This is a genomic window from Aquiflexum lacus, assembly GCF_015476655.1.
Taxonomy (GTDB): domain Bacteria; phylum Bacteroidota; class Bacteroidia; order Cytophagales; family Cyclobacteriaceae; genus Aquiflexum; species Aquiflexum lacus.
Map to the genome: position 1 here is coordinate 253,405 of NZ_JABFHF010000003.1, position 18,286 is coordinate 271,690.

The window sequence follows — 18,286 nt, forward strand, 5'->3', positions numbered from 1 at the left end:
AAAAAGACCAAGAATCAGTCGTTTATGCGTATGGTGAAGCTGGTTCTTGGTATTTCGTACAAAATGTACTAGGAGTATTGTTCTTGCCAACTGCCAACTGCAACTGCCTTCTAAATCTTCTACTTTTTCAACACCTGTTCAAGGCTTTCTCGTAAAATTTGCCCCATATTGGTACAATTCAAAAACCTGTCATTTTTGTAGTGTCTAGCCAAATCTTTTTTGAGGGAATCTATATTTTCTTTGGTAGAAATCGTGTCATTTTCCATAGTTTTGAGTACATCTTCAATTTCAACGGTTGATGTTTTGAGCCTATTGGCAATTAAGGCTCTTTCCTCTCTTTGGTATTGGGCCATGGACTCCGGTGTAATATGTTTGATACCCAGCTGTATCAGCGCATTATTCTGCTTAAAATACTGGGGTAGATAAATGGATTTTTTCGCCTCATAAGACTGTTGGTCAAAATCAATGGCACGGATTCTATAATGGGTTTCTTCAAAATCAGGCGTCACCACCACCACAAAGTTGGATGAATGCATGTCACCCAAAAGCCTTACAAAACACCTTTCATTGAACTTCACAAACTCCTTGGCCAATCTGATCGGATTAAGTAATGGGTCATTGATTTGTTGCCGCATAAACTGTTCTCCGGGTATTCCGGCAATATGTTCTTCTATCAGGGTGTTTTTGTGGACAAAATAGCTGATTCGATTTGGGGAAAGTAAGTGCTCCAATTCCAGACCATAAACTCTGGAAGCATCTGCTTGTTTGACATAAAAATAATCGAAATTATCGTTTATTCTATTTACAATCCTGACTCTGAAAGGCTGCGTATTTCCGTAGACACACAGATCAATCCGGTCCACATAAAGGTGTTTCATGACAGACATATCACCCTCGGCCTTTAGAAGAGAATAGATTTTTTTTACATTATAATGTATTTCCTCCCGATCAGATTGGGCATAAAAAACTGTCTCCCAAAGCGTATCGTTATCTTTATAATCATACAATGGGATCGAACTGCTGTACCTCAATAAGTCATGGTAATGAATCGGAAAATCAACTTCCCGACCATATTTTTGAAGAAACAACCGTAAGCCGTCACTGATTGGATAAATTATTTTCTTTTTACTGATCAGTGCCATAAGATTAGAATTAAGATTTAGCCATCTCTTTTTCTTCTTTGCTCAAATACCTGTCAAAAATAAATGGGCCAAATGGTAAAACCGAAGCCATCAAAGCAAAAAAGGTTTTACTGAAATTCCATGACATTCTTCTGGCTGTAGGAAAAACCACATAAATATAAATGACAAAAAGTATCCCATGTGCCCAGCCGACATAGGTGACAGCAAGTGGTAAATCCAACATGTATTTCAATGGCATGGCGATAAATAAAAGCACTAGGAATGATATTCCTTCCACGATACTGATTATCCTGAACCTTTTTAACCACGTAATTTTAATATTGTCAGTGCTCATTTTTGCTTTTTAGTAATGTTGAATAGTACCTGAAGTTCAGTCCAGAGTGCTTTTTTTAAAATAATATTTTCAAAGAGAATTTTCAGATCATCGGCAAAAAGGTATTCTACACCTTCATGATTGATGATTTCGTAAGGTGATTTTTTGAGCATCATGATGTCATGTCTAAAATTCCCGAACAAAATTATTTTATTTGGGTTCATTGCCATAACATTAGAAAGTGATATCATTTCCATCGAATCAGAAGACGCTAGGGCTATGTCTTTCAAAGAACAACCCACTGCATTTAATATTTTGAACAAAAGTTCATGCAAAGCAGGATCTAAAGACTTCCCTTGGTAAACTACCAATACACCTTTTCCAAATCCGCCCTCATATTCCAAATTCACTGAATCATTTTCTGAATCTTCTTCAACCAAGCTTATTTCCTGCTTTGGTTCAGGATAGGGAAGGGAATCTGATTCCTTCTCGATGATCATATTTTTCTCTTCGGGAAGAATAAAAATCTCACTGTCCATGAACATAGCCAGATGATGAATGCTCAAATTTTCCATGTGCCTAAATTGATTAAAAAATCGGGGTATTACAAGAAGTAGAGACTATGATTCTTTTGGATTATCCATGTTAAAAATCGACTTGAGTTCAACGGCATCTTTTGGGTCCATTCTTTTCGCAAGTACAAGCCTTAATTGCCTTCTTCTCAAAGCCCCTTCAAACAATTCAACTTCTTCCGGCGTGCTCGGTTCTACTTCAGGCACTTCAATCGGCCTCCCATTTTGATCTACAGCTACAAATGTAAAGAAGGCTCTATGGGTAAGTATTTTTTTGTTTGCGGGAATATCTTCTGCCCAAACTTCAATGAATACTTCCATGGAAGAGTTGAATGCCCGGGTAACCTGAGATTTTAAAGTCACGACATTTCCAAGTGCAATAGGATGTTTGAACGAAATACTATCAGCCGCTGCTGTCACTACAATTCTATTGGAATGCTTTTGCGCTGCTATAGCCGCTACGACGTCCATCCAATGCATCAGTTTGCCACCCATGAGGTTGTTGAGGGTATTGGTGTCATTGGGGAGAACCATCTCGGTCATAATTACCGCCGATTGACTGGCAAGTTTCTTTTTTGTCATAAAAATTAATTTTTTTGTAAAATTACAAAATTATTGATTCATATTTTAATTATAGGATTCAAAATTCAGTATATTATTCTGTTATCTCCAGCCTTCTGCGCCAAGTAGTGGCACAAATGCAAAGTTTTCAAATTCCTCCTGAATGATTTTGGTTGCTGTTTTTTTAGTCAATCTGAGCATCTTCTGATTTTTTCTATCTCCGACCGGGATGACCAATTTCCCTCCGATTTTAAGCTGTTGCAGCAGTGATTGAGGTACAACCGGGGCTCCAGCGGTTACCAATATTTTATCGAAAGGTGCTTTTTCAGGAATTCCCTGCGAACCATCGCCAAAATAAAAATGAAGGTGAATTCCGAGTTTTGTCAAAAATTTTTTCGTTCGGTCAAATAATTTTTTTTGATATTCAATGGTGTGGACTTCTGCCCCAAGCAAGTGTAGAATCGCACCTTGATATCCCGAGCCTGTTCCTATTTCCAAAACTTTATCTCCAGGATTGACTTGCAGCAATTCGGTCTGAAATGCCACAGTATAGGGTTGAGAGATGGTTTGACCTTCTCCTATAGGGAAAGCTTTGTCTTCGTATGCGTGGGAGTCCAATGCAGAATCAAAGAAAAAATGGCGTGGCAGGGTGTTGATTGCTTCAAGTACAGCTTCATCTTTGATACCTTTTTCTTTGATCACTTTCACCAATTCTTTTCGCTGACCCTTATGACGGTAGCTATCTTCTAATTTCAACATATAAACTGATTGAGAAACTTTTGTACGGCGTGCTAAGTTAAGGGATAAATTGGCTTAATTTGAGAGCTGATGTGCAAATTGCTGCTTATTACCTGAATAATTGGAAACTAGAATTTGAAAAATGTTTACAGGAATTATTGAAACTTTGGGTACCGTTACCCATATTGAAAAAGAAGGTACAAATGTTCATTTTGATATTGCTTCTCCAATAACAGATCAACTTACAATCGATCAATCTGTTGCGCATAATGGTGTTTGCTTGACGGTAGTAGCCGTTGGGAGCGAGCATTACCGCGTAACAGCAATTGATGAGACGCTTAATAAAACCAACCTTGGATCTTGGTCAAAAGGAGGGAAAGTAAACTTGGAAAGATGCATGTCTGCCAATGGCAGATTTGATGGTCATATTGTTCAAGGACATGTGGATCAGATCGGAATTGTAGATAATATTACAGAGAATGACGGTTCATGGATCTTTGATTTTTCCTTTGACTCCGCCACCGGAAACGTTACAGTTGAAAAAGGGTCCATTACCATCAATGGCACGAGCCTTACCTGCTTCAATTCCAAAAACGGTAAATTCACTGTAGCTATCATACCCTATACTTATGAACACACAAATTTCCATGAGTTAAAAATAGGGGATAAGGTCAATTTGGAATTTGACATCATTGGAAAATATATCCAAAGAATCATTAAAGGTTACCAATAATTTTTGCAAAAATTTAAAAATCCCCTTTGCATATTGAATTGTTGACAAGCTGTTTATAAAGTGATTTTGCTTGTTAATAAGCATGTTATTCAATCTCAAAATCAGTGGAAAAATTGTTCAAAAGTAAATGGTCAAATGATTGGAAGACAGATATTTATGATATAATTTTATCATCATCAAGTAAGAGATAAAAGATCGGATATACGAATCCGGACATTGGTTGAAGACTTTCGGTGAAAGTATAAAGGGATCAAAACCTTAGGGTTTTATCTGAAACAGGAAACTGCAGAATACTGAACTCAGCTTTGATTTCGAAAGATTGAAAAAGTTTTAGTATAGACCAAATGTTATGATCTTGGGCAACTGGGTAAAAATCTTGAACTGTAGCTTGACATGTTTTGGCAATTACGATTACCAAGTCATGAAACGGGAAGTATTCGAAAGATTACTTCCCGTTTTTGTTTTTATTTACTTTTTGATCCAATGTTTTTAATGAATAAAATGCGATCAGTCCGCTCAAAATGCCTACTAAACCACCCATAATTACATCCCCAGGATAATGTACTCCCAGGTAAATTCTAGTATATGAAAAAAATATGGCCCAAATAAAAAGCCACCTTACTGTAAAATATCTATGTGATAGTGCCAGACTCATGATGGTTGCAATTCCAAAGCTATTGGCAGCATGGGAAGAAGCAAATCCATACATGCCCCCACATCTCCCAAAATTATGGACCACACCTTCCAAAGCAGGGTCGTGACATGGTCTCAATCTTTCAAAATAAGGCTTCATAATAGCAGAAGTAGTTTTGTCTGCCAACAAGATGGTTAATCCAACAGCAACAAAAACCCACCAACTATTTATCCCATAAGTTTTCCATATCAAGTAAGATAGGAGAATGTATAAAGGAACCCAAGGCAAGGTTTGGGTCAATTGGAACATGATCGGATCCATGAAATCCGAATGAAAACTGTTTAAGAATATAAATAGCTGCCTGTCCCAATGGCTGATTTTTTCCAGCATTTTCGTTCTGTTTCAAATGAATTTACAAACTGACCCAGTCAATATCTTTTTTGAGATATTCCAGGGTTTGAGCTTCCCTTGAGCCTTCTTCAGGCTCATGCATATATTCCCAGTTTGCCACAGGTGGCATACTCATTAAAATACTTTCCGTTCTTCCATTGGTATCCAATCCAAATTTGGTTCCTGCATCCCAAACCAGGTTAAACTCCACATATCTTCCCCGACGAAGGGATTGCCATTTTTTCTCCGTTTCGGAATATGGTAGGGCACTATTCTTTGCCATAAAATGTCTGTACACTTTTGGAAAAAGGTATCCTATAGATTTGACGAATTCAAAAATGTTGTTCATTTCACTGGGGTCATTGCTGACGAGGCGATCAAAAAATATTCCACCGATACCCCTTGTTTCGTTTCTATGTTTGATAAAAAAGTAGTCATCCGCCCATTTTTTAAATCTGGGGTAATAATCAGGATTAAAAGCATCACAAGTTTTTTTCACCTCCTGATGAAAATACTTTGCATCCGATATCTCTACGTAATGGGGGGTCAGGTCAATACCTCCACCAAACCAATTGACACCATTGCTCATTTCGAAATAGCGGATGTTCATGTGAATTATCGGCACCATAGGACTGACAGGATGAATGACTATTGAAACGCCTGTTGCATAAAAATCTGCTTTTTCAAGGTTGAGTTTTTTAAGGATTTTTTCTGGAGTTGGACCCTCAACAGCAGAAAATGCTACCCCACCTTTCTCTATAATCTTTCCGTTTTTGAAGATTCTCGTACGTCCACCGCCACCTTCTGCCCGTACCCATTTATCTTCATGAAAAGAACCGTTTTCATCTCCCAATTCGAGTTCCCTACAAATGTGGTCCTGAATATCTATGAAGTCTCGGGTGATCGTTTGTTTATCCATGTGTTGATTGTAATTCAAATAATTTTAGTGATTAAAAAGTTTTTTGATCAATCTTCTGATTCCAAAGCCTCAAGGATTTCAGATAACTCATCAAAATCTTTGAGACCAGGTTTGATTTCATCGCCACCTTGCATGGATATGCCTTTTATTTCCGTTGATTCAATTAGTTTTAGAATAGAATCAGCATGAATTCCAAACCCCAGAAGTACCTGACATTTGGAAGATAGCTCTGTTAATTTATTTAATACTTCCTCATTTATTTCCAAACTTTCAGATTGGAGTAGGAGGGTGACATTAAAGTCATGGTAAGAAGTAGATTTTTTGATCAAATCATCGATATCTTCCAATTCTTGTACTTTTTGATTTAAAAAGATACCGTAATTGGTATTGACCAACATCTTCAAGTGAATTTCTTCTTTGATTTCAATATTCTGGATTTCGGGGTAATCTTTTAATTGGGTGAGAATCCTTTCAGGATGTGTATGAGAAAACTCAGCAACATATTCAACACCTGAAAGCCAGCCTGTTATTTCTTTGAATTTCTCAGGAGATATATAATTTTTGTCACTTTCTTCCAGACAAAATCCCATCAAATTGACCTGCATTCCTGAGCAGTAACGGGCATCTGAAAGGTTATTTACTGTCGATATTTTCACAAATGTCTTTAACGCCATTTTTCACTATACTTTTTTTATGCTCGCTAAGGTAAAAGATTTCAAGATAAAAATGTATTTTTAGGCTCTGCTATAGTAAATGAAATGCGCAGCTTACACCCATTTAGTTTTATTCTTCTTATTTCAGTGTTGTTTTCCTGTGGCGAAACAGAAAATCCAAGGGTTGATTTTGGCTTGGATTATCAGCCATTGGAGATTGGATTGTATTGGGAATATGAAGTCAGCCAAACACTCGTTTTTGGAGAAAATGACTCCGAAGAATCATCCTTTTTCATAAGAGATAGGGTGGATTACAGCTATATCAATGCCGAAGGAGAATTTGTATATGTCTTGGTAAGGGAAACTTCAGATGACCGGTCTGCATGGCAACCTGTAAGTAATTATGCCATGCAGCATGTTCGGAATACCTTGATCCGAAATTTTGAGAACAAAAGGACAGTTAATTTGGTTTTTCCTCCTGAATTAGGGAAGTCTTGGGACGCGGAGGCGTTGAATTCGCAAAGTCAGGATATCTTTAAAATTGATATTATGGGAACAATCCCTGTTGGAGAACAGTCTTTTACCCGTTCTTTAAAGGTATTGCAGGAAGAGGAGGATGACGAAATTACCTTCAGAAATAACAGATATGAAGTTTTTTCCAAAGGGATAGGTCTAGTGGAACAATATTATGAGGTTTTCACTTATTGTTCAAGAAACGATTGTCTTGGGCAGATGGTTATAGATTCAGGAAGATTGACGCATCTCAAAATAGTGGCATATGGTAAATTTTAATAGATATTTTTTAGTTTTTCTGTTATTGATCTTCAGTAGTTCCGTCTTCGGACAAAACCGTTACGCAGTTCATTTTAAATTCAAGCCTCAGGACAGTTATTCTTTCAATAGCCCTGAAGAATTTCTTACTGAAAAATCCTTAGACAGAAGACAGCGACAACAGATACCTTTGGATAGCTTGGATTTTCCTGTTTCCCAAAAATATCTTGAATTAATCAAACCTTCAGTAGATTTTATTTTATATAGTACTCATTGGCTTAATGCATCTGTTGTCACAGCAGATCCTGAAAATGTACCTGATTTGGAATCACTACCATTTGTTGAAAAGGTGGTATTGGTCGCCCCGGGTAATTTTTCTCAAGCTAGATTAAATTCAAATATACGGGGTAAAGGAGGATTAAATGTCAATTTTAATATTTCTTCGAAGAAAAATTCATCTCCTTATGATTTCCAAAATCAGGTTTTGGGTATTCCTCAAATGCATGAAGCAGGATTCAAAGGGAAAGGCATTACGATTGCAGTTTTCGACGCGGGATTTCCCGGAGTAAATCAAATACCTGCTTTTTCACATTTATTTGAGAATGATCAAATTGTCGGTACCCGGGATTTTGTACACGTGGGAAACGATGATGTTTACAGCAAAAACCAACATGGGACCAACGTATTGTCTCTGATTGCAGCCAATGATGATGAATTATTGGTTTCGGGTGCTCCAGAATCAAATTATATCTTGTGTATCACGGAGGAAGTTCCTACGGAATACCGGATTGAGGAATATAATTGGGTCAAAGCTGCTGAATATGCAGATAGCTTGGGAGTGGATATTATCAATAGTTCCCTCGGCTATTGGGATTTTGACGACCCGGGTATGGATTACACCACCGATGACCTTGATGGAGAAACCGCTGTCATTACAAGAGGAGCTTCTATAGCAGCGACTAAAGGTATTTTGGTGGTGACCAGTGCGGGTAATTATGGAACGAGAGGGGCTTCTTCTCTTACAGCCCCAGCGGATGCAAGAGGAATTTTGGCCATTGGTGCTGTAAAATCAGATTTGACAAGAGCCGTTTTTAGTTCAATGGGCCCTACCGCGGACGGAAGGATTAAACCTGATGTGTCCGCTTTTGGAGAGCAAGTTTGGCTGATGAGATCCAATGGTGTTGTTTCGAGAGGAAATGGAACTTCTTTTTCAGCCCCGCAGGTTGCCGCATTGGCTGCTGGGTTATGGCAAGGAAGGCCTGAATGGACAAAAGATGATTTATTAGAAAATCTGATCAGGAGTTCACACCTGATGGAGGAACCTGACAACATGTTGGGATTTGGAATACCTGATTTTTATAAAGCCTATTATGGAGAAATTTTGGATGTAGTCACAGTAGATAGAGAAGGCAATTGGAAGGTTTATCCCAACCCTATTGATGGTACTGATCTGTTCATTTCATTCGGGTCCAATCTAAACGGACAGTTTTCCTTAATTGATATGAAGGGAACGATTCTAAAAAAAGAATCATTGAGTAGAACAAATTTAGAGATTCCTTTTGTCGTGAATTTACCAGAAATCCGAAATGGGGTATATTTTGTCCAAATGCAATCAGGAAAGGAAATCCAAAGGACAAAATTGATGAAAAGATAGGTGCCCAATTGGATTTTTATTTCCTTTGCAGCACAATTAAAGCACCTTTGACATGCCCATTAAAATTGCACCCTCTGTTTTGGCTTCTGATTTTGCCAATATTCAATCCGAAATAGAAATGTTAAATGCATCTGAGGCAGATTATATCCATGTGGATATCATGGATGGGGTATTTGTGCCCAATATTTCATTTGGCATTCCGGTAACTGAAGCAATAAATAAGCACGCTAAAAAACCTTTAGACGTTCATTTGATGATCATAGATCCTGACAGGTACCTTGAAGCATTCAAAAAAGCAGGTGCTGGTATTATTTCAGTTCATTTGGAAGCCTGCAATCATTTACACAGGACCCTACAGGCCATCAAAGAATTAGGCTGTAAAGCTGGGGTGGCTTTAAATCCACATACTTCTATTCATCTTCTTGAAGATGTGATCATGGATATTGATTTGGTATGTCTGATGTCAGTTAATCCTGGTTTCGGAGGACAAAAATTTATTGAAAACACTTACCATAAAGTAAGGCAATTGAAGTCTCTTATCACTGAAAAAGGTGCCAATACCATGATTGAAATTGACGGCGGTGTCAATCAAATAAATGCACCATTGCTTCAGGAAGCAGGAGCGGACGTTTTGGTAGCTGGTAGTTTTGTTTTCTCTGCCGAAAACCCATTAGAAACAATCAGGAGCCTAAAAAATATTTAAATTTCAATGTTCTAACTGTTTGCCTTTAAAGTTATAATATTTCCATTTAACAATTTTTAAGGCCAATTTTTTGTATTTTTTCTTGTATTGAAGGCATTTTAACTGTTTATTGGAAATTAATTCTAATTTGATTAAATCATATAAACCTTCTATTAAGATGAAAAAAGTATTTGTATTGGCATTTTTCCTTTTGGGAATTTTGAGTGTGAACACCATGGCCCAAGATGCTCCGGAAGAAGTTACTGAAGAAGAAATCCAGAAATTTGCTGCCATGGAAGAGGCTGTGGCAAATTATCTCCAAGAGAAGCAAGATCAATTGGTGGACATGATTAAAACTGACGAGGCTTTAGGTGGTGCAGCCAGATACAATGAAATCAAAGGTGCATGGGGTAAAGAGGATGAGCTTGCAGAGATCAATATTACAGATGAAGAAAAAGAAGCATTTCAGAAAATCCAAGACTTTATGGATTCTCTCTCAGAAGATGTGAAGAATTACAAAGTAGAAATGATCATGGATGCAGAAAAACTTGGTGCGGGAACCTATAATAAAATCATGAAAGCGATGAGTGCGGACCCATCTGTAAAAGAGAAAGTTGATTCCCTTATCTCAGAGTTAAAAGAGAAAAGAGCAGCGGATGACGGTGAAGTTACCTTGTAATTGAAATAATTTAGATTAGAAGGCTTCCAATTTTGGAAGCCTTTTTTGTTTTAATCAAGGTATTGTTTTTACTTTCGGTTTCGTTAAATAGAAATATGAGAAGAGTCTATTTTACAATGTTTGTATGCTTATTGGGTTTTCAAACCCTTCTTGCCCAAGATGACATATTTGGGATTGATTCCAAAGCAAGAGACAAGGGAAGAAAGAGTCAGAGCAACATTGGTAATGTTTTTAGGAACGCTGTTAGTAATTTCAGCTTTGAAATGTCTTCGGGGGGGAGCTTTCACACCAATCAAATGCAGTTTTTTTCCCAATTTCCAAATCAATACCCCATAAAACAATACCGGAATCTTGAAGAGCCCCAAAGCATTGCAGCAGGCGATACCATAAGCTTTAACAGCAACCAAATTGCCATTCCAATAAACCTAGGAGTCAAATTGAATCTTTTCAATACATTAATGGTCGGTGCAGGCTATGGGCGTGAGCTAGGGAAAATGGATAACCTTCGTGGAGGCGATTTTGAATTTCAATTTGAAAATGCAAACTACACCTTGGATAGGGTTTTTGGATCTGTTGGACTAGTAGTTTATGACGCCAGGAAAAGAGCTAAATTCTTGAATTGGAGATATAGACAATTTTCTACCAACAATATCTACATGCAATCGGAAAAGAATCAGAGGATCCGTCAGAATTATCCATGGAGATTTTTGATTGAAGCTGAGTTTGGGAATTTGTACATGAGGAAGAGTTTTGATGGTAGGGTTTTGCCATCAGAAGATCCTTTTTATAATGTTGGTCTTAGGGTTGAAAGAGAGTTTTCAGAATACGCAAGATTCTTTGCCAAAACAGGAGTTGAGTTCAGGAATTATAATTTTGGAACTGAGAATCTTGATGAATTCCAAAATATTAAGCAGAATTTATATCTTGCCCAAATCGGAATTTCGATAAGTCTTCCCGGTACCAAAAGGTGTAAAGTCCATGGTTGTGGGGTGGTAATGAGGCATGTACATGATGGTATAGAGTATAGAGGAAGCTCAATATTCAATTTCCAGAACAGGAAAGTTGGTCAATGGTATTAAACAATATCCAAATAGCCTTTACAAGACAGAATAATCTTTTTAAAACCGTATTCTTTTTAGTAAATTGCAACATTATTGATCACCTAATAAAATATGGCGAAAGGAGAAAACGAGAATATAATTCCGATTAATATTGAAGATGAAATGCGTGGAGCCTACATCGATTATTCGATGTCGGTTATTGTTTCCAGAGCACTTCCAGATGTCCGTGACGGACTCAAGCCAGTTCACCGTAGAATCCTTTTTGGGATGCAGGAACTTGGTGTCATGCACAACAAACCATTCAAAAAATCAGCAAGGATAGTAGGGGAAGTATTGGGTAAATATCACCCACATGGTGACTCTGCAGTATATGAAACCATGGTCCGAATGGCCCAGCCTTGGTCCTTGAGATATCCATTGGTGGATGGTCAGGGTAACTTTGGTTCCGTTGATGGAGATAATCCCGCGGCCATGCGTTATACTGAGGCAAGGTTGAAAAGAATTGCAGAAGAATTGCTGATTGATATTAATAAAGAAACTGTTGATTTTCAGTTAAACTTTGATGATTCCCTGAAGGAACCTGTTGTTCTACCGGCTAAAATTCCGGCGCTCTTATTGAACGGTGCTTCAGGTATAGCTGTAGGCATGGCTACCAATATGGCTCCTCACAATTTGGGAGAGGTAGTCGATGGTATTATTGCATACATTGAAAATAGAGATATTACCATTTCAGAATTGATGGAGTTTGTTATTGCTCCTGATTTCCCTACCGGAGGAATTATCTACGGTTATAATGGTGTCAAAGCAGCTTTTGAAACAGGAAGGGGCAGAATCATTGTACGTGGAAAGGCAGAAGTAGAGACTAGGGATAATGGACGTGAGTCTATCATCATTTCTGAGATTCCATATATGGTCAATAAGGCCAATATGATTGAAAAGACTGCTGCGCTTATCAATGAGAAAAAAATTGATGGTATTGTGGCTATCAGAGATGAATCAGACAGGCAGGGTATGCGTGTGGTATATGATCTGAAGAGAGATGCCGTTACGAATGTCGTCCTAAATAATCTTTACAAACAAACACAGTTACAAACCTCATTCTCAGTCAATAATGTAGCTTTAGTAAAAGGACGACCTCAGACCCTTAATCTAAAGGATATGATTGTACATTATGTCAATCATAGACATGAGGTAGTGGTCAGAAGAACCCAATATGAATTAAGGGAGGCTGAAAAGAGAGCCCATATATTGGAAGGCTATCTGATTGCATTGGATCATTTGGATGAGGTGATTTCCTTAATTAGAAGTTCTAGAGATCCTGAGACGGCACGAAACGGCTTGATGGAAAAATTCGAGTTAAGTGAAATTCAGGCAAGAGCAATTCTTGATATGAGACTTCAACGTCTTACAGGAATGGAGCGTGAGAAGATCCAAGAAGAGTATAGGGAATTGATGGCTTATATCGAAGAACTCAAAGGGATTTTAGATAGTGAGGAGCAGCGGATGCAGATCATCAAAGATGAACTGACCGAAATCAAAACCCGCTACAACGATGATAGGAGAACAGTCATTGAACATAATGCAGAGGACTTCAACTATGAGGATATGATTCCTAATGAAGAAGTAGTCATTACGGTTTCCCATGAGGGTTATATCAAGAGAACTGTTCTTACTGAATATAGGACTCAGGGCAGAGGTGGAGTTGGTTCCAAAGGAGTTTCCACCAAGCAGGATGATTGGACCGAATATTTGTTTACTGCTTCTACACATAATTACCTTTTGATTTTTACGGACCATGGTAAATTGTTTTGGTTAAAGACTTATGCCATTCCTGAAGGTTCAAAAACATCAAAAGGACGTCCTATTCAGAATTTGATCAATATTAATTCTGAAGATAAGATAAGGTCAATTATTCAAGTAGGGGATCTTAATGACGAGGATTACATCAATAACAATTATCTTGTGATGGTCACCAAGAAGGGCATCATTAAAAAGACCACGCTAGAACAATACTCAAGACCTAGAACAAACGGTATCATTGCTTTGAATATCAGGGAAGATGATCAGTTGTTGAGAGTTGAAATGACGGATGGAGATACCCATATCATCATTGCTGCCAAAACAGGAAGGGCTATACATTTCCATGAATCCACAGTAAGGCCAATGGGAAGGACAGCTACCGGCGTCAAGGCAATTAAGTTAAGGGATGTTAATGACGAAGTGGTTGGCATGGTATGTGCATCTAGAGAAGATGCCAGTCTTTTGGTAGTCTCAGAGAAGGGTTATGGTAAAAGGTCACCCCTTGATGAATACAGAATTACCAATAGAGGAGGTAAAGGTGTCAAAGCTATGAATGTCACCGAAAAAACAGGATTCCTGGTGGCTATTAAAGAAGTCGTTGATAGCGATGACTTGATGATCATCAACAAGTCAGGAATCACTATCAGAACTCCTGTTTCAGAACTTAGGGTAATGGGCAGGGCAACTCAAGGAGTCCGTTTGATCAAACTCAGTGAAACAGATCAAATCTCATCAGTGGAGAAGATTTCAAGGGAAGAAGATGTTGAAGAAATTGAGGGTGAAATTGAACCAAATACAGATGAGCCCAACGGGGAAAATGAAAGTGATAATCCAATTGAATCTTAAAAGAGGAGATTTTAAATCCAATTAAATATAGACCAAACAATTAGCAAAAACGAAATAAAATGAAAAAGTTAATCTTATCATTGGCTTTAGTAGGCATTGCAACTATGGCCTTTGCCCAAAAAAAGGTAGTAAAATCTGCCGAACGTAATTTTAAAAAAGGTGAGTTAGAAGTTGCCATGACGGAAGTTGAGGCCGCTCTTCAAGATCCTGAGACGAAGGATGACCCCGAGACATTACTGCTGAAAGCTAACATTCAAACAAAAATGTTTGAAGCTGATGAAGAAAATAATGCTTCAACTGTAGCTACTGGTAGGAGTGCATATAATGATTTTCAAAGTACCCTTAAAATGGTGGACAATGACAAGGAAAGCAAAGTCGGCAAGGAAATCTTCAAAGAAGATATTCCAGGAGTTCTTCCTGATAACCTCAGACCATTCTCTATTGAAACTTTAAGACAAGCGTCTTTCAATAAGGCAATTACTACTTATGAAGAAGATGATTACGAAATGTCTTATGAGTTTTTCGCATTGGTTTCGGATATTGACCCTTCTGATACTACTGCGAATTTCAATGCCGGCTACCTTGCAAATGATCTTGGTAAATTTGAAGAGGCGAAAAAACATTTCAACAGGTTGATTGAAATTGAGGATTACGATAAATTAAATTCCTATTATTTCCTGATTCAAATTGCCAGTGGAGAGGACAAAGATCCTGAACAAGCTCTGAATTATGTCACCATGGCGAGAAAGGAATTCCCTGAGGACAAAACGTTATCAGAATTTGAAGTGCAACTATTGCTTCAAATGAACAAGATGGATGAGGCCATGGCTTCTGTTAAATCTGCCTTAAAAGATGACCCAAACAATTCAGGTCTATTATTGAGACATGGATATTTGATGGAACAGTCAGGAGACATGGAGGGAGCTTTGGGTGAGTACAGAAAAGCGGTAGTAGCTGATCCTGATTTCTTCGAAGGAAACTATTATGCTGGAGCCATTTATCTCGATAGGGCAAGAGCTATCTTAGCTGAAGTAAATAATTTGTCAGATGAAGAGTGGGAAAAAAGAGCGCCTGAAATGAGCAAAGAAGCTGATGGACTCTATGGTGATGCTATTCCTTATTTCACTAAAGCATCAGAATTGAAGCCTGAAAATGTTGAAATTCTTGAAATTCTTTTCCAAATTCATACAAGATTGAAAAATACTTCGGAGGCTGAAAAAGTCAATCAGAAATTGATTGCAATACTTGGTCCTGATTGGATGGAGAGATAATTGATTTATAATAAAAAAAGCTGCCTTACTAAAAAGGCAGCTTTTTTTATTGTTTTTTTGATCAATTTCGGGAATAATTTCCTCTAATTATTTTGTTATGCGCCATTTGTTTTTTCAGACAGGTGTAATTCTTATTTTTCTTCTCCTTTTCGGAAAGGCAGCAGCTATTCAAGAGACGGATTCATTGCCGAAAATTAAAAAATATCAAAAACAATTCAGTTTTCTTTTGGAATCAGGGCACATGATAACATAATTTAACATGAGCCTAAACCCTCTGGTGTAAAAAAGAGTTTTAATTGTTCATTCCTTCCAGTACATTTTCATCAAATTTCAAAAAAACATGAAAAACCCCAAATGGCTGCTGTTTTGTTTATCATTTTTAATTCTATCACCAGTATTTTCGCAGTCTCATCCATCTTCAGTCCTTTACCACAAACTGCTACGCTTTAAGGACACCAAAAGAGTATTGTTTGTAGCGGCCCACCCTGATGATGAGAATACGCGATTGATTGCCTATTTGGCCAATGCCGAACATGCCGAAGTTGCCTACCTCTCTCTTACAAGAGGTGATGGAGGTCAAAATCTAATTGGAAAAGAATTGGGAATCGAGCTTGGAATGATCAGGACACATGAGTTGCTTAGGGCGAGAGAAACCGATGGCGGTAGACAGTTTTTTACCAGAGCACTGGATTTTGGATTCAGTAAAAACCCTGATGAAACCTTCAATAACTGGGACAGAGATAAGTTGCTCTCGGATGTGGTTTGGATGGTAAGAAAGTTCCAGCCTGATATCATTATCAATAGATTCAATACCATACCGGGAACCACTCATGGACACCATACGAGTTCAGCGATCTTATCTGTAGAAGCTTTTGACAAAGCTGCGGACCCTTCTGTCTTTCCGGACCAATTGAAATACACAAAACCTTGGCAGGCCAAAAGGATTTTCTGGAATGCCTATAACTGGGGAGGTCAATATGAACCCGAAGAGGGAAAGACCTATTTCACTTTTGCTGTTGGAGAATACAATCCTTTGTTGGGCACGACCTATTCTCAAATCGCCGCTGACAGCAGGACCATGCACAAATCCCAAGGGTTTGGATCGACTTCTCAAATAGGCGAAGGAAATGACTTCATAGAATTGGTCAAAGGCCCGACATTTAAAGATCACCCTTTTGAGGATATCAGTAACAGGTGGGAACAATTGCCCAATGGAAGCAAAGTCATTGAAGCGATTGAAGGTGCACTGATTGATTTCGATTTTACCTCTCCCGAAAACAATCTCGAAAAACTCCTTCACATCAAGAGTCTTTTGGATGCTCAAAATTCAGAGGATTTATGGTTAGTTGAGAAGAAAAAATATCTTGACAAACTTATTTTGGAGGCCTTGGGTGTCAAAGCAGAATTTATTGTAAAAAAGGAAATTGGTTTTCCAGGGGAAACCATCACCACTGAACTTGTTTTTAATAACCCTGCACAAATCCCTTTGACAGTAAGCACTTTTGGGGGGAAGATTTTTTCTCAAAATATTAATAAGGAAGCTAAAAACAACATACCGGTAACACAAAATTTGGAAATCAAGATTCCAAGAGATTACCCGGTTTCGCAGCCATTTTGGTTAGAAAAACCCTTGGATGGTAGTCTTTTTGACATTCAAGAACTTGCAAAAATAGGTCAACCTGTCAACGGTCCAAGTATTGAGGGTAGTTTGGTTTTATCGATCAATGGCCAAGTTATCCAGATGAATCTTCCCTTATTGTATAAATACAATGATCAGGTTGATGGGGAAATAAAGCAGCCATTTACCCTTGTACCTGAAGTCAATGTCAAATTGGATAAGAACAATCTGTTTCTAATCCAAGGTGCCGACCAGACTTTGAATGTAGAAGTTTCCTTTAGAAACAGAATCTTGGATGGGAAACTCGCTTTGGAAGGTGTAGAATCAGGACAGTTCAGGATTGTAAATGAGGAAAAAGACGAGAAAAGAAATAGGTTGGTGTACACCATCGAATTTTTGGACTCGGATCAGGAAAAGAAAGAAATACTTGTTTCATTTCAAACCAACGATGGTCAAAAATTCAATTTGGATACCAAAAGAATTATTTATAGGCATATTCCAAACCTGACTTATTTTACCAGTACTACTTTAGGTTTGGTGAAAATGGAACTTAAACTCAGCAATCAAAGAATCGGATATATCAGCGGCGCCGGAGATGACGTTCCAGAAGTTTTGAGAAACCTGGGTTATCAGGTTTCAATTCTGGAAAATGAAGAGTTAAAAAAGGAAAGGCTAAAATCATTTCAAACCATCATCATAGGTATTCGTGCATTTAATGTCAATCAGGATTTGGCAGATAATGTAGATCAACTGATGGAGTATGTCCAAGAAGGTGGTAATTTGATTGTTCAGTATAATACCATTTCTCCTTTATTGACACGAGAACTTGGACCTTATCCTTTTTCCTTATCAAGAAATCGGGTGACCGTAGAGAACTCTCAGGTAGTGGCGGATTTGGCCCATCCTGTTTTAAGTAGACCAAATAAAATAAGCCTATCAGACTTTGAGGGATGGGTTCAGGAACGGGGTTTATATTTTACCAGCAATTGGGACAATAATTATACTTCTCCGCTTACAATGCAAGATCCAGGAGAAAAAGCCAATAAAGGTTCTTTGATTTTTGCAAAGTATGGCAAAGGTACCTATACTTACTCAGGCATTTCCTGGTTCCGTCAATTGCCTGCCGGAGTTCCCGGAGCCGTCAAATTATTTGTCAACTTAATCGAACAATCAGGTGAAGGATCAAATTAACTGGAGAAACTGGTATTTGGGATTGATGATCACCTTGGGAATTTTGATTGTATTTTTT

General features: G+C 38.0%; 17 protein-coding genes. 9 read left to right on the forward strand and 8 right to left on the reverse strand.

Annotation, left to right across the window (positions count from 1 at the left end; all coding sequences use genetic code 11):
- Positions 1–119 precede the first annotated feature (119 nt).
- From HMJ38_RS04720 to HMJ38_RS04740, 5 genes are all read right to left on the reverse strand, one after another.
- The gene (locus HMJ38_RS04720; RefSeq protein WP_194973208.1) at positions 120–1,142 is read right to left on the reverse strand and encodes a hypothetical protein; all 1,023 of its coding nucleotides are present in this window, start codon (positions 1,140–1,142) and stop codon (positions 120–122) included.
- A 10-nt stretch (positions 1,143–1,152) separates the two neighbouring features.
- Complete coding sequence (locus HMJ38_RS04725; RefSeq protein WP_194973209.1) at positions 1,153–1,476, reverse strand: DUF3817 domain-containing protein; 324 nt, start codon at positions 1,474–1,476, stop codon at positions 1,153–1,155.
- Positions 1,473–2,030 carry a hypothetical protein gene (locus HMJ38_RS04730; protein WP_194973210.1) on the reverse strand — a complete coding sequence of 186 codons (558 nt, stop codon included), beginning with the start codon at positions 2,028–2,030 and terminating at the stop codon, positions 1,473–1,475. Before HMJ38_RS04730 ends, HMJ38_RS04725 begins: the two co-directional genes overlap by 4 nt.
- Positions 2,031–2,075: 45 nt before the next feature.
- Positions 2,076–2,609: an acyl-CoA thioesterase gene (locus tag HMJ38_RS04735; protein WP_194973211.1), complete on the reverse strand. Its 534-nt coding sequence runs from the start codon at positions 2,607–2,609 to the stop codon at positions 2,076–2,078.
- 81 nt (positions 2,610–2,690) lie between these two features.
- The gene (locus HMJ38_RS04740; RefSeq protein ID WP_194973212.1) at positions 2,691–3,347 is read right to left on the reverse strand and encodes a protein-L-isoaspartate(D-aspartate) O-methyltransferase; all 657 of its coding nucleotides are present in this window, start codon (positions 3,345–3,347) and stop codon (positions 2,691–2,693) included.
- A gap of 121 nt (positions 3,348–3,468) precedes the next feature.
- On the opposite strand from HMJ38_RS04740, the gene HMJ38_RS04745 reads away from it, so the two are divergent.
- Complete coding sequence (locus HMJ38_RS04745; protein WP_194973213.1) at positions 3,469–4,059, forward strand: riboflavin synthase; 591 nt, start codon at positions 3,469–3,471, stop codon at positions 4,057–4,059.
- 445 nt (positions 4,060–4,504) lie between these two features.
- On the opposite strand, the gene HMJ38_RS04750 is transcribed toward HMJ38_RS04745, so the two are convergent.
- Genes HMJ38_RS04750 through HMJ38_RS04760 form a run of 3 tightly spaced genes read right to left on the reverse strand, consistent with a single transcriptional unit; the run spans position 4,505 to position 6,676 of the window.
- The gene (locus HMJ38_RS04750) at positions 4,505–5,083 is read right to left on the reverse strand and encodes a phosphatase PAP2 family protein (RefSeq protein ID WP_194973214.1); all 579 of its coding nucleotides are present in this window, start codon (positions 5,081–5,083) and stop codon (positions 4,505–4,507) included.
- A gap of 22 nt (positions 5,084–5,105) precedes the next feature.
- Complete coding sequence (gene hemF / locus HMJ38_RS04755) at positions 5,106–6,002, reverse strand: oxygen-dependent coproporphyrinogen oxidase (RefSeq protein WP_194973215.1); 897 nt, start codon at positions 6,000–6,002, stop codon at positions 5,106–5,108.
- Between the two features lie 47 nt (positions 6,003–6,049).
- Positions 6,050–6,676 (reverse strand): beta/alpha barrel domain-containing protein, encoded by a 627-nt coding sequence (locus HMJ38_RS04760; RefSeq protein ID WP_194973216.1) that lies wholly within the window; start codon positions 6,674–6,676, stop codon positions 6,050–6,052.
- Between the two features lie 84 nt (positions 6,677–6,760).
- On the opposite strand from HMJ38_RS04760, the gene HMJ38_RS04765 reads away from it, so the two are divergent.
- From HMJ38_RS04765 to HMJ38_RS04800, 8 genes are all read left to right on the forward strand, one after another.
- The gene (locus tag HMJ38_RS04765) at positions 6,761–7,447 is read left to right on the forward strand and encodes a hypothetical protein (protein WP_194973217.1); all 687 of its coding nucleotides are present in this window, start codon (positions 6,761–6,763) and stop codon (positions 7,445–7,447) included.
- Positions 7,434–9,080, forward strand: coding sequence for a S8 family serine peptidase (locus HMJ38_RS04770; RefSeq protein ID WP_194973218.1), 1,647 nt, complete (start codon positions 7,434–7,436; stop codon positions 9,078–9,080). Before HMJ38_RS04765 ends, HMJ38_RS04770 begins: the two co-directional genes overlap by 14 nt.
- A gap of 52 nt (positions 9,081–9,132) precedes the next feature.
- Positions 9,133–9,783, forward strand: a complete 651-nt coding sequence (gene rpe, locus HMJ38_RS04775) for a ribulose-phosphate 3-epimerase (protein ID WP_194973219.1) — start codon at positions 9,133–9,135, stop codon at positions 9,781–9,783.
- Positions 9,784–9,940: 157 nt separating this feature from the next.
- Complete coding sequence (locus tag HMJ38_RS04780) at positions 9,941–10,441, forward strand: hypothetical protein (RefSeq protein WP_194973220.1); 501 nt, start codon at positions 9,941–9,943, stop codon at positions 10,439–10,441.
- Positions 10,442–10,536: 95 nt separating this feature from the next.
- Positions 10,537–11,520: a hypothetical protein gene (locus tag HMJ38_RS04785; protein WP_194973221.1), complete on the forward strand. Its 984-nt coding sequence runs from the start codon at positions 10,537–10,539 to the stop codon at positions 11,518–11,520.
- A 93-nt stretch (positions 11,521–11,613) separates the two neighbouring features.
- Positions 11,614–14,148, forward strand: coding sequence for a DNA gyrase subunit A (gyrA, locus tag HMJ38_RS04790; protein ID WP_194973222.1), 2,535 nt, complete (start codon positions 11,614–11,616; stop codon positions 14,146–14,148).
- Positions 14,149–14,207: 59 nt separating this feature from the next.
- Positions 14,208–15,419, forward strand: a complete 1,212-nt coding sequence (locus HMJ38_RS04795; protein ID WP_194973223.1) for a tetratricopeptide repeat protein — start codon at positions 14,208–14,210, stop codon at positions 15,417–15,419.
- Between the two features lie 340 nt (positions 15,420–15,759).
- Positions 15,760–18,228, forward strand: a complete 2,469-nt coding sequence (locus HMJ38_RS04800) for a PIG-L family deacetylase (protein WP_194973224.1) — start codon at positions 15,760–15,762, stop codon at positions 18,226–18,228.
- Positions 18,229–18,286: the final 58 nt, after the last annotated feature.